Source organism: Chryseobacterium sp. Chry.R1, assembly GCF_039645525.1.
Classification (GTDB): Bacteria; Bacteroidota; Bacteroidia; order Flavobacteriales; family Weeksellaceae; genus Chryseobacterium; species Chryseobacterium proteolyticum.
In genome coordinates this window covers 2,413,132-2,426,035 of record NZ_CP151793.1, presented here as the reverse complement: position 1 = coordinate 2,426,035, position 12,904 = coordinate 2,413,132, and the positions used below count along the sequence as shown (strand labels likewise).

The 12,904-nt window shown below is 37.4% G+C and carries 9 protein-coding genes; 3 read left to right on the top strand and 6 right to left on the bottom strand.

Annotated elements, in window-relative coordinates; all coding sequences use genetic code 11:
- Nucleotides 1–7 precede the first annotated feature (7 nt).
- The 6 genes from AAEU33_RS11190 to AAEU33_RS11165 all read right to left on the bottom strand — a co-directional run bounded on the left by AAEU33_RS11190 (nucleotide 8) and on the right by AAEU33_RS11165 (nucleotide 5,847).
- Nucleotides 8–2,221, bottom strand: coding sequence for a DPP IV N-terminal domain-containing protein (locus AAEU33_RS11190; protein WP_345987503.1), 2,214 nt, complete (start codon nucleotides 2,219–2,221; stop codon nucleotides 8–10).
- Between the two features lie 44 nt (nucleotides 2,222–2,265).
- Complete coding sequence (locus tag AAEU33_RS11185; RefSeq protein ID WP_345987501.1) at nucleotides 2,266–2,700, bottom strand: MarR family transcriptional regulator; 435 nt, start codon at nucleotides 2,698–2,700, stop codon at nucleotides 2,266–2,268.
- A 137-nt stretch (nucleotides 2,701–2,837) separates the two neighbouring features.
- Nucleotides 2,838–4,061 carry an NAD(P)/FAD-dependent oxidoreductase gene (locus AAEU33_RS11180; protein WP_345987499.1) on the bottom strand — a complete coding sequence of 408 codons (1,224 nt, stop codon included), beginning with the start codon at nucleotides 4,059–4,061 and terminating at the stop codon, nucleotides 2,838–2,840.
- A gap of 67 nt (nucleotides 4,062–4,128) precedes the next feature.
- On the bottom strand, nucleotides 4,129–4,983 hold the full coding sequence (locus AAEU33_RS11175; protein ID WP_345987497.1) for a helix-turn-helix domain-containing protein: 855 nt from the start codon (nucleotides 4,981–4,983) through the stop codon (nucleotides 4,129–4,131).
- A gap of 75 nt (nucleotides 4,984–5,058) precedes the next feature.
- Nucleotides 5,059–5,379 (bottom strand): hypothetical protein, encoded by a 321-nt coding sequence (locus AAEU33_RS11170; RefSeq protein ID WP_345987495.1) that lies wholly within the window; start codon nucleotides 5,377–5,379, stop codon nucleotides 5,059–5,061.
- A gap of 96 nt (nucleotides 5,380–5,475) precedes the next feature.
- Nucleotides 5,476–5,847 (bottom strand): helix-turn-helix transcriptional regulator, encoded by a 372-nt coding sequence (locus AAEU33_RS11165; protein ID WP_172279364.1) that lies wholly within the window; start codon nucleotides 5,845–5,847, stop codon nucleotides 5,476–5,478.
- 172 nt (nucleotides 5,848–6,019) lie between these two features.
- Here AAEU33_RS11165 and AAEU33_RS11160 point away from each other — a divergent pair, with 172 nt between their 5' ends.
- From AAEU33_RS11160 to AAEU33_RS11150, 3 genes are read left to right on the top strand one after another with little or no spacing between them, the layout of a single operon-like run.
- Entirely contained in the window at nucleotides 6,020–8,368 is a 2,349-nt protein-coding gene (locus AAEU33_RS11160) for an N-6 DNA methylase (protein ID WP_345992717.1), read from the top strand.
- A 3-nt stretch (nucleotides 8,369–8,371) separates the two neighbouring features.
- Nucleotides 8,372–9,676: a restriction endonuclease subunit S gene (locus AAEU33_RS11155; RefSeq protein ID WP_345992715.1), complete on the top strand. Its 1,305-nt coding sequence runs from the start codon at nucleotides 8,372–8,374 to the stop codon at nucleotides 9,674–9,676.
- A gap of 36 nt (nucleotides 9,677–9,712) precedes the next feature.
- Entirely contained in the window at nucleotides 9,713–12,736 is a 3,024-nt protein-coding gene (locus AAEU33_RS11150; protein WP_345992713.1) for a DEAD/DEAH box helicase family protein, read from the top strand.
- The last annotated feature ends 168 nt before the right edge of the window (nucleotides 12,737–12,904 follow it).

The following is a 12,904-nucleotide window of genomic DNA, read 5'->3' as shown; positions in this document are numbered from 1 at the left end:
CGTTTTTTTATTTCTCTGTGTTTTTCAGATTTTCTTCGAAATACCGTCGGATTGCATCATTTACGTAGTCTTCATTTTCTATATCATGTCCTTTTCCGGGAACCAGGATGAGGTCATACCTTTTTCCGGCTTTCGTTAGCGCATCAATCATCCGGATGGTTGTTGAAAGCGGGGCATTTATATCGCTTGTTCCATGTATAAGAAGCAATTTACCTTTAAGGTTTGCGGCATGATGGGTATTCGTTCCCCATTCGTATCCTTCTTTATTATCTTCCGGCAGTCCCATATAAGGTTCATTAATTTCTGCGCCTTCTGTCAGTTCACCCGGTGCCGAAGCAATGCCGACCTTGTATAGGTCAGGCGCCATCAGCATAGCCCGGATGGCAAAATAGCCACCCCATGAATGGCCGCAAATACCAACACGCTTCATGTCCATATAGGAATATTTTTCCCCAAGCTGCCTGAAAACAGCCACACGATCTGCAATTTCATATCTTCCGATATTCCTGTAAACAGCATCCTGGAAAGCTTTGCTTCTTTCAACCGTTCCTCTTGTGTCCATCATTACTGTGATATATCCCAGCTGAGCCAATGCCTGTGCCTGAACCGAAAGTGATGTTGTAGGCCCGAACCGATGCGGTACAATATTGATAAAAGGGCCGGCATACACCATTTCTACGACAGGATATTTTTTAGATGGATCGAAATCATAAGGCTTGTACATGATTCCATAAAGATCCGTAATTCCGTCAGCTGCCTTAGCTTTAAAAATTTCAGGAGCCCTGAATCCTATTTTCTGCAGCTTGGTGATATCAGCCTGATGAACCTGTTGCAACCACTTTCCATCCGTTGTCCTGAGCTCAACGGCGGGAGCTGTATCCGGAGAGGAATGGGTATCCAGGAAATATTTCCCGGAAGGTGAAAACTGGGAATAGGTATGGATTCCGGGAGCGGGCGTTAATCTTTTACCATTTTTTCCGTTAAGACCGACGCGATATACATTGGTAGAATACACTTCTTTTTCGGCATTCGCCGTAAAGTAAATCAGTCCTGATTTTTCATTCGTTCTGATCACACCGGTGACCGGAAAATTTCCTGATGTCAGCTGGCGGACCAGTTTTCCATCCATACTATACAGGTAAAGATGTCTCCATCCGTCACGTTCCGACATCCATATAAAAGAAGGGCGCTCCTTCAAAAGGGTGACCTGACGTTTCCAGTTGCCGGTCAGGAAATTCAACCCGGATACAAAGGTTTTAGCCTCTTCGCTCAGAATTGTCCTGCCTGCTCCGGTGTCAGGATTCGTGGCCAGAAACTCCAGCTTTTTCCCAAGACGGTCCAGGCGCATAAAAAGAATTTCTGAACCCTCCTGTGTCCATCCTACCGGAAATACATATTGGGGAGTGCCGGAACCTTCTTTTATGGTAATGCTGTTTCCGGAATCAATGTTCAGTACATACAGTTCTGGAATTTCAATAGCCCCGCCTGTCTTTGCATAGACAGTGTATGTTACAGATTCCTCAGGTTCCGAATAATCTATGACAGGCAAGTGATGAACCTTCCTTCCATCAGACCTCTTCAACAGCAGCCTTTTACCGTCTTTTGACCAGCACCCATTCTCGACGGTCCAGGGATAATCATCCGTTCCGCCGGTAGTAAGCTGTTGCTCTTTTGGGCCGGAATGGCTAATCAGCCATATAGTGTGATCTTTCATAATAACAGATTGTTGCCCATCAGGCGACATAATGCCTGCCAATGGCTGTCTTACTTCTTCCTTTCCGTCAATTTTTAAGATCTTGTAATCGTTCAGGTACAGCCTAAACTTTTTATGTTCAACAAAAAATTCCGCAGCATTATCATCCTCTACAAAAACAAAATCACTGAACGGTAACCCCTTATTTTCCGGTTCCTTATCTAACCATGGAGTGAGTGATTTCCTTAAACGGTCCTGATCAAAAAAAGGACGCTTTGTATTGTGTTCCGGATCCACTTCATACACCATCGTATTTTCAGGAGTTCCCACCGCAAACCAGAAGCGGCTTCCATCCTTGTACCAATGCGGAATAATGTAGGTATCCCGGATCAGGGAATGGAACTTCAGATAATTCCGGTAACGGCCTTTGCTCGTTATGGTATCACTCACCTGTGCATGAGCAAAGGAAACCAGAAAAACGATCATAAGACCCACCTTCAGGATAGCATATTTACACGAAATTTTCATGGAATGGATTTTTATGTGGAACCTTACAACTCATCTGTACTGTTTCAGCTTCTGCAATTAGCTGTAATCTTATTAACAAGCTTTCTCAGCAGTTCAATCTCCTCCGGAGAAATGCCTTCAACTGCTTTTTTCCTGTTTGCGTTCACGATGGGCTGAATATCATTTAAAATATCTTTTCCCTCCCCGGTAAGGATGAGGTTAAACCGGCGTCTGTCTTCTTCAAAAGAATCTCTTTTCAAAAAATTCCTTTTCACTAATAGCTCGATGATCCGGGTTACCGAAGCATGATCCTTAAAAGCCCGCCTCGCAATATCTTTCTGGGCAATTCCTGGATTTTCATTAATTATACTCAGGACTAATCCCTGATCGATCGTAATGTCAAATCCCCTGTCATTGATCTGCTTCTGGGCAAACTGACGATAAGATTTGATCGATTCCTCTATGCTGTAAAAAATAGTATGTTCCGATTGAGCCATCATTAATTATTTAATTGATATAAATATAATTGATATATCAAATATATAAATAAAATGAATACCAGGTAAAAAAATATATAAAAATTTAAAAGCCTGCAGTAGCAGGCTTTACACTGGGTTTATTATTATCCTTTTCGGAGCTATTCTCCATTCACCGGGTTTCCATACAATACTTCTCCACCCTCAAGAGACATGATAATGGCTTCGTTGCTGTATATTCTCATTGCATCTTCATAGTTTTCAATCGCTAAAGCAAGCTCTGTATTGCCGAAAACGGCTTCACTGATATTAGTTGTCAATAATGCGGCATCCCTGAATGCTGTATTGGCTCCTACTCCGCCGGCGGGGCTCATCGCATGCACGGCATCCCCTAAAGCCGTAACATTCCCGGACACCCATTTTTCTTTAGGCAATGAAGATCTGATCGGGCCCATGACTAAAGACTGCTGATCCCCGAAGTTCAGGAGGGCTTTTAATTGGGGGTGCCAATTATCGGTAACCCTTCGAATATGATTAAAAATCTCCTGTGAAGAAAGCGTATAAAAATCCTGCAAAGGCCATCCAAAAGCAGCCGGCTTTCCGATAAAGGCCCAATAGAAATAATCCTGCAACGGACTTAATGCATCCCATGAGCTATTGTATTTCAAAAAATCAAACTGCATCGCATCGGCAATTAATGAAAACTGATCTCCAAGAATCACAGAAGTCCCGGTCCGCAATTCGGCAGCAATTGCTTCGCGGTTTTCATCCGTTAGGAACGTCCTTCCGTAGATGGTTATATTTCCGGTATTTACTTTTTGGTCTCTGCAACATTCAGTGCCGATCCGGGAATTTACGCCATCTGCCGCAATAACGAGATCAGCAGTATAAGAGCTTCCGTCAGCAAAAGAAAGCAATACTTCCCCGCTTTCCAGCCTGCGATAATCTGTTACCGCTTTTCCAAAATGGATCTTCTCTTCCAGACCCTGTACCAATATTTCCCGTAAAGTCAGCCGGTTGGGTTTCAGGTCGGGAACTTCCCGGATGCCGTCACTCCAGGAATCGACCAGCTCTTTTCCTGTTTTTTCAAGATGGGGAGTAAAAACTTTCAGGCCTTTGGTACGGGCAGCACAAGTTTCCATAAAAAGCTGATACAGCGGTTCCGGAAGACAATCCTCCAGTGCCTGCCTGCCCTGCTCATTGATCCTGATCCGGTATCCCTGGGTGCGTGTGCCCATTGCTCCGTCCTTTTCAAAAAGGACACATTGGATTCCTTTCTTTTTCAGTCCCTGGGCAAGGCATAAACCTCCCAATCCTGCACCTGCAATAGCAATTCGTATTTGCTTCTGTGCCGGTATTGTATTCATTCTATATCCATGATTCATCGTTCTCGTTTTTTGATGATTGACGGATACAAAATTATCGGGTAATAAAGGGGATTCCTATAGCGGATTAATGGTCTTTATGAGACAAATCTTTGTGATGGGACCTGAACTGAAGGGCAGTCATCCCTGTTCCTTTTTTGAAAAACCTTGAAAAATAAACAGGATCATCATAGCCTAATTCAACCGCGATCTGCTTAACGCTCATTTTCGTATAAAACAAAAGCCGGCGGGCTTCCAGCAACACCTCCTGCTGGATCCAGTAGCTGGCAGGATAGCCGGTTACTTCTTTGATCGCTTCGTTCAGATAAAGAGGCGTAATGACAAGGAATTGTGCATATTGCTGTACCTGCTTGATCTTTTTAAAATTTTCTTTCACCAGTTTTTTGAACTGCCGGGTAATGGTATACTTCTGTCCGGTACTGGTCTGCTCCGAAACCTGAAATTTCATGATCTGGGAAACCATCATTCCAATAACCGATTCCACCAAAGACTGTTTCACGGAAACCGTATGCAAGCTATCTGTTTCATCAATCTTTTCAAGTATTCCCGGAATATCAAAGACGACATCCCTTTCATTAACCTCCACCGATTGGCGGATCCATTGATAGGTTTCCAGAACTTCCCGGTAATGCTGAGTAATGGCTCCTATGTCAACAAACAAAAACCAACCTTCCGTATCCTGCTGATGTACATACCGGTGAATCTGTCCCGGAGCTACAAAACACAGGAAAGCCCCCTTCAATTCTACGGTGTTGAAATCTACTTCAAGCGTAAAATCTCCTTTTTGCTGAAGGATAAACATATAATGATCGTCCCGGTGAATTCCGGTTTCCTTTTCAGATAAAACCGATAAAGGCATCAGCTTTATTCCAAAATCCTGCAGCTGGCGGTGATGAAGCGATATGTTGGAGTACTTTTCCAAAGGATCGGGTTGTGAAACTAAAGATAGTAATTATTCGTATAGGTCCGGTTTTTTATGAACGGAAAATACAACAGATCATTCTTTGCTGATCACATGATCAAACAAAAGCTCCGCAACCTCTTTATCACTCAGCTCCTGATGATCCCTGATTTCCTTAAGCACATTCAAAAAATAAGGAAACCCAAATAAGCTGTAATATCTTATCCCATCTTTTACAAACTCCAGACTTCCTTCTGTGGTCTCAATCTCGAAAAATGCCAGGTTATTGTTCAGCTCTAAAGGTTGTTCCATATAGACTTCGATCGCTTCGGAAGTCTGATCCAATGATTGTTCCTGACAAAAGTCTTTATAGGATCCTCCCTTGCGGAAGTAGTTGATTAATTCTTGTAGATTCATGTGGTTTCTTTAATTCATTCTTCTTATCATAAAAAATACCACTTCATTGAAGCAGTATTTATTCTTTTATGATCTATTATACTTACATAAGGAAGATTACTTTTCTGATTTTAATTTCTCAATCTCCTGTTTCAAAGCTTCAACTTGCTCCTTCAGGAGTTTAATGTAATCCTGTAGGTTGTCCATTACTTGATTTGGAATGTTATAATATTGTTCATAATAGTTCCCAGCAGTAGCACTATCGCTAAGAGTAAAATTTTCATTATGAACTCCGCCAGACTTTCGCTCTTCTTTAATATCTTCCACTGGAACATCTAAAGCTTTGGCCAGCTTTTCCCATTCATCGTCAAATATTCTTACATCTCCACTTTCCTTTCTGCAATAATTGGAAACATCCGTTGATAGGATGTTAGACATATATTCCTGTGTGTATCCTCTTTTCTTTCTTAGACTTCTTAGCTTTTCCATAGTGGTTGTGTTGTGCTTTGTACAAATATAGAGAAAATTTGGTTTTACAATTGGCATTAAAAAGAACAAAAGAGCACTTCTATTTAAACAATTTTAATATTTATCTTTTTATGATTTTCCTTACTTAGCAGTAGCCACAAAAGTTGTAAATTGTGCTTTTTAAAATTTTTGAATGAATCACGCTGTACACAACAAGCTGGTCTCTTTTATCTGGAGTATTGCAGATGACTGTTTAAGAGACGTTTATGTAAGAGGGAAATATAGGGATGTTATCTTGCCGATGGTAGTCTTAAGAAGATTAGACGCATTGCTGGAGCCAACTAAACTTGATGTACTTGAGGAGGCTCAATATCAAAAAGAAAATGATTATTCAGGCTTTGATGATAAAGGCTTGACTGCCGCTTCTAAATATGTTTTTTATAACACCAGCGAATGGACTTTGCAAAGCCTTTATGCTTCAGCAACTAACAGCCAGCAGATCCTGCTTGGAAATTTCGAAGATTATCTGAATGGTTTCAGTGCCAATGTGCAGGAAATTATTGAGATGTTCAAACTTCGGGCGCAAATCAAGCATATGGCAAACAAGGATGTGTTGCTGGATGTGTTGGAGAAGTTCACGTCACCAGACATCAATCTTACGCCTTTTGAAAAACTGGATTCTTCGGGAAGAAAACTACCTGCTTTGACCAATCTTGGCATGGGCTATGTTTTTGAAGAATTAATCAGAAGATTTAATGAAGAGAACAATGAAGAAGCCGGAGAACATTATACCCCAAGAGAAGTCATTGATCTGATGACGCATTTGGTTTTTGAACCAATTAAGGATAAAATACCATCAGTGATTACCATTTACGACCCAGCCTGCGGAACGGGTGGAATGCTAACAGAATCTGAACTCTTTATCACAGATGGAGAGGGCGAAATTAAAGCTACTAATACTTCGGTGTATCTTTTTGGAAAGGAGGTAAATGATGAGACCTATGCCATCTGCAAATCGGACATGATGATTAAGGGTAAAAATCCTGAATATATCAAAGTGGGTTCTACCTTGTCTACAGATGAGTTTGCCGGAACGAAATTCGATTTCATGCTGTCTAATCCTCCATATGGAAAAAGCTGGGCCAGTGAGCAAAAATATATTAAAGACGGAAAAGACGTCATAGACAACCGTTTTCTTATCAAGCTAAAAAATTACTGGGGTGAAGAAGAAGTTGTTGATGCTGTACCAAGAAGCAGCGATGGACAATTGCTTTTCCTTATGGAAATGGTAGATAAAATGAAAACCGTTACTTCAAAAAATAATATAGGCAGCCGTATTGCTTCTGTTCATAATGGATCGAGTCTGTTTACAGGAGATGCAGGTGGTGGAGAAAGCAATATTCGTAGATACATTATTGAAAATGATTTGCTGGATGTGATTATTCAGCTTCCCAATAATATTTTTTACAATACGGGAATTACCACTTATATCTGGGTTCTCAGCAACAACAAGCCTTCTCAACGTAAAGGTAAAGTTCAGTTGATTGATGCGAGTGAAATGTATCAGAAATTGAGAAAAAACCTGGGTAACAAAAACTGTGAACTCACTAAACAGTATATTCAGGAAATTGTCAAATGTTATCTTAAATTAGAAGAACTTGATAAAAAAGAAACTGGAAATATAGCCAGTAAAGTTTTTGAAAATGCTGACTTTGGATATTATAAAGTCAATATAGAAAGACCAAAAAGACTGAAATCTCAATTTACTTCAGAGAAAATTGAAGCATTGAAATGGGACAAATCCCAACCGGCATTCTCAAAAGAGCTTTATGATAAATATGCGATGGAAGTTTATGAAGGTTTAGAGAAATATAAAAAAGAAATCGAAAACTACATAGAAAAGCACGACCTCAATATCAATGCTAAGCAGCTGACTGTTTATCTAAAAAAAGAAAGTTGGAACAAACAGGAGCAACTTTACCAAACAGCAAATCGTTTGATGGAAGTATTAGGAACAGAAGTATATACCAATTTTAATGAATTTGTCACCAAAGTAGATGAAGTTCTGAAGCTGGATAAAACCAAACTTTCTGCTTCTGAAAAAAAACAGATTCTTGATACTGTAAGCTGGTATGATGAAGAAGCTGATAAAGTCATTAAAAAAATAGAAAAATTTAACAGTCAAAAACTGTCTGATTTACTTGACTATTTAGGTTGTACCGAAAAAGACCTACCTTATTATGGCTATTTCCAAACAACTAAGAAAGGAGAATATACAATTTACGAAACTGAAAGCGACCTACGTGACAGTGAAAGCATTCCTTTAAAAGATAATATACAGGATTATTTTCTGAGAGAAGTGAAACCTTATGCAGAAGAAAGCTGGATTGCGCTGGACTCTGTAAAGATCGGCTATGAACTGAGCTTCAATAAATATTTTTATCAACCTGTACCATTACGAAGTTTGGAGGAAGTAACGAAAGATATTCTGGCATTAGAACAGGAAGGTGATGGATTATTGGCTGAAATCTTAAATTTTTAAGCAATGAAGCGATACGGAAAATATAAAGATAGTGGTGTAGACTGGATTGAAGAGATTCCAGAGGACTGGAATATGCTGCCAATCAGGGCTATATTTGATGAAAGAAATGAAAAAAATATTGGTCCAAAAACGGATTTTATTTTATCTGTTACTAAAGACCGAGGTGTTATACCTTATGATGAAAAAGGAGCTATTGGAAATAATAAATCTGATGATATTGAAAGATATAAAGTTGTTTATAAAGGAGATTTCGTTATTAATAAAATGAATGTTGTTATTGGCTCCTTAGGTATGTCTAAATATTTTGGAGCTTTCAGTCAAGTATATCTCGTCTACAAGCCAAAAACATCAAATATTAATATTAACTTTTACTCATATATATTTTCAAATTCAACATTTTATAAATCTTTAATAAAATATTGTACAGGGATAATGGAATTACGAGAATCATTAAATAAAGATGAATTTAAAAAAATTCTCTTACCATTGCCAAGTTTTAATATACAAACGAAAATAGTTAACTTTTTGAATGACAAAACTTCAAAAATTAACCAAACTATTGCCATCAAACAAAAAGAAATAGAGCTCCTTAAAGAACGCCGCCAAATTCTCATCCAAAAAGCCGTTACCAAAGGTTTGGATGATACTGTAAAAATGAAAGACAGCAAGGTGGAATGGATTGGTGAGATTCCGGAGCATTGGGAGGTAAGAAAGTTACGTTATTTAGGACAAACTCAAAATGGTATAAGTAAAGGTGGAGATTTTTTCGGAAGAGGAAATCCTTTTTTGAGTTATGGAGATGTTTACAAAAACTCACAAATCCCACAAAAACTAAATGGTTTAGTGGAGTCTACAATTGATGAAATTAAACAATATTCTGTGAAAGAAGGAGATGTTTTTTTTACCCGAACATCTGAAACTAAAGATGATATAGGTGTTTCTTCAGTATGTTATCAAGATGTTGAAAATGCAACATTTGCGGGATTTTTGATAAGATTTAGACCTCACAAAAATCAATTGGCAAAAAGTTATTCAAAATTCTTTTTCAGAACAGATTTAGTTGGCTCTTTTTTTACACAAGAAATGAATATTGTTACAAGAGCTTCATTGAGCCAAGAACTTTTAAAATCGCTAAATGTCATTTTGCCACCAATAAAGGAACAAATTGAAATTGGATTATATTTAGAAGAAATGGAAGAGAAAATAGCCAAAGTCATCTTGCTTAAGCAGCAAGAAATAGAAAAGTTGAAAGAATACAAAATGATACTTATAAATAATGTGGTGATGGGGAGGTTGCGGGTAAGTTGAAAAAAGAAAAGCTAATAACCGAAAATAATTTAAATTATGCCATCACAAACTAACGAACTAGCACTCGAAACTGCTATAGAAAAAGCGCTCTGTGGTATTTCAACAGAAGATATAAAAAATGGAATTGTAGCAGATTCAAATGCTCCTTACAATGGTAATGGTTACCATATTGGAAATCCAAGTGATTTCAATGCAAAGTATGCTTTGGATCAAGTTCGCTTTTGGGATTTTCTTGAAACCACACAAAAAGAAGAACTGGAAAAACTAAAACGCCAGTCGGATTGGAAAATTAAGATTCTTGATCGTTTTGATAAGTTGGTCAAAAAATATGGCATTTTGAGACTGCTTCGCAAAGGTTTGGCAGTTGATGATGCACAGTTTACGCTGTTTTATGTGGCACCTTTACAAAATAGCAGTCAAAGCATCAAAGACAATTTTGAGAGTAATCAGTTTAGTGTTACCCGACAATTGAGATACTCAGTTGCCAATCCTCTCGAAGAAATAGATATGGTGATTTTCATCAATGGTATTCCTATTTCTACAATAGAACTTAAAAACCAGTGGACAGGCCAGAACGCTAAGGTGCACGGGGTTGATCAGTATAAATACAAGCGTGATACGACACAGCCTTTGCTCAATTTTGGAAGGTGCATTGTTCACTTTGCTGTAGATACTGATGAAATGTATATGACCACCAAACTAGATGGTGCTAAAACCCTTTTTCTTCCTTTCAATCTAGGTAATAATTTTGGGAAAGGAAATCCACCCAATCCTTTTGGTCATAAAACTTCCTATTTTTGGCAGGATGTTTTATGCAGAGAAAGTATTGCTAATATTATCCAGCATTTTGTCAGATTTGACGGCAATGAAAACGATGCTTTAAACAAAAAGACCTTATTTTTTCCAAGATACCATCAACTGGATGTAGTTAGAAGATTAATGAAGGATACTATTCAAAAAGGAGCTGGAGAAACTTATCTTATTCAGCATAGTGCAGGTTCAGGTAAATCAAACTCTATTACTTGGCTGGCATACCAACTTATAGAAGCTTATCCTGAGAATGATGTGGTTGCAGGAAATAAATCAACCAATCAGCCGATTTTTGATTCTGTGATTGTAGTAACAGACAGACGCTTGTTAGATAAGCAGTTGAGAGATAATATTAAAGAATTCTCTGAAGTTAAGAATATTGTAGCGGCTGCGTATAGTTCTGCTGACCTAAAAACTGCATTGGAAAATGGCAAAAGAATTATAGTTACAACTATACAGAAATTTCCTGTTATCGTAAAAGATATTTCTGATATGAGCAATAAACAATTTGCAGTTATAATTGACGAAGCACATAGTTCGCAATCTGGAAGTTCTGCTGATAAATTGAATGAAGCTATTGGAAATAAAGGAGAGGATCAGGACTATGAAGACTATCAGGACAAAATACTTCAGGCGATGCAAGCCAGGAAAATGACTAAAAATGCCTCTTATTTTGCTTTTACGGCAACACCTAAAAACAATACTTTAGAAAAATTTGGAAAGAAACAGGAGGATGGATCCTTTAAGCCTTTTCATTTGTACTCAATGAAACAGGCTATTGAAGAAGGATTTATTTTAGATGTCTTAGCTAATTATACAACTTACAAAAGTTATTATGAATTAGAAAAATCTATAGAAGACAATCCGTTGTTTGATACTTCAAAAGCTCAAAAAAAATTAAAAGCTTATGTAGAAAAACATAAGCAAACTATTGGTACGAAAGCAGAAATAATGCTTGATCATTTTACAAGCTCAGTGGTAAATACAAAAAAGCTGAAGGGAAAGGCAAAAGCAATGGTAGTGACACAAAGTATAGAATCTGCTATTCGATATTATAAGTCGCTAACTGAACTGCTAATGAAGAAAGGGAATCCTTTTAAAATTGTGATAGCATTTTCTGGAACTAAAACAGTAGATGGTATAGAATATACCGAAGCTCAAATGAATGGTTTTGCAGAAAGCGAAACTAAAGATAAGTTTGATGAAGATGAATATAGAATATTAGTGGTTGCTAATAAATATCTTACAGGATTTGACCAGCCTAAACTTTCTGCTATGTATGTAGACAAAAAACTGCAAGGTGTTTTAGCTGTTCAAACTTTATCAAGATTGAATCGCTCTGCCAATAAATTAGATAAGCGAACAGAAGATCTTTTTGTATTGGATTTCTTTAATTCTGTAGAAGATATTAAAACTTCTTTTGATCCTTTTTATACTTCTACTACATTAAACAGTGCAACTGATATTAATGTATTACACGAATTAAAAGACAGTTTAGATGATTCGGGAATCTATGAACAAGCAGAAGTAGAGGATTTCAATGAAAAATATTTTAATAAAGTTGATGCACAGTTTTTAAGTCCTATTATAGATGTGGCGGCTCAAAGATTTATTTCAGATCTGGAATTGGATGATAACCAAAAAGCAGATTATAAAATAAAAGCTAAACAGTTTGTAAAGATTTACGGACAAATTGCAGCTATTCTTCCTTATGAAATGGTTGCTTGGGAAAAACTTTTTTGGTTTTTAAAGTTTCTTATTCCAAAATTAAAAATTGAAGATAAGGAGCAGGATGCTCTAGATCAGCTTTTAGAATCTGTCGACTTATCAACGTATGGTTTGGAAAGGGTAAAACTGAATACTTCTATATCTCTGGACGATTCTGAAACAGAGTTAACTCCTCAGAATCCAAACGTTAGAGGTGCACATGGGGAAGCTGAGAAAGATGAATTAGAAAGTATTATTAATGGCTTCAATGAAAAGTGGTTTCAGGGTTGGGAAGCTACTCCTGAAGATCAAAGAGTCAAATTTATTTCTTTAAGTAAATCAGTTCAGGCACATCCTGATTTTACTATGAAAGTTGCCCAAAATACAGATGAACAAAATAGAGATCTGGCATTGAAAAAAATTCTTGATGAAGTAATGTCTCAACAAAGAAAACAGGAACTAGAGCTTTACAAATTATATGCTCAAGATTCCTCTTTTTATCAGGCTTTTTATAATATGATCAAACAAGCAGTTAGTATTTAATATTGTGAAATATATAATAACAAGATTTGTAATTGAAAATATTTTAATGAACTTTAATGTGAACTATAATTACATTTTGACAAACAGTATATAGCATTTGTCAAAATGATGGTTGTTATTTAGATCATTCTTATATTAGGAAGTATCTTTTTGCTTTCTTAAAAATAA

Bases quoted from the DNA above. Each gene is read 5' to 3' on its own strand.
- AAEU33_RS11190 (WP_345987503.1), bottom strand. From the start codon at position 2,221: ATGAAAATTTCGTGTAAATATGCTATCCTGAAGGTGGGTCTTATGATC.
- AAEU33_RS11185 (WP_345987501.1), bottom strand. From the start codon at position 2,700: ATGATGGCTCAATCGGAACATACTATTTTTTACAGCATAGAGGAATCG.
- AAEU33_RS11180 (WP_345987499.1), bottom strand. From the start codon at position 4,061: ATGAATCATGGATATAGAATGAATACAATACCGGCACAGAAGCAAATA.
- AAEU33_RS11170 (WP_345987495.1), bottom strand. From the start codon at position 5,379: ATGAATCTACAAGAATTAATCAACTACTTCCGCAAGGGAGGATCCTAT.
- AAEU33_RS11165 (WP_172279364.1), bottom strand. From the start codon at position 5,847: ATGGAAAAGCTAAGAAGTCTAAGAAAGAAAAGAGGATACACACAGGAA.
- AAEU33_RS11160 (WP_345992717.1), top strand. From the start codon at position 6,020: ATGAATCACGCTGTACACAACAAGCTGGTCTCTTTTATCTGGAGTATT.
- AAEU33_RS11155 (WP_345992715.1), top strand. From the start codon at position 8,372: ATGAAGCGATACGGAAAATATAAAGATAGTGGTGTAGACTGGATTGAA.
- AAEU33_RS11150 (WP_345992713.1), top strand. From the start codon at position 9,713: ATGCCATCACAAACTAACGAACTAGCACTCGAAACTGCTATAGAAAAA.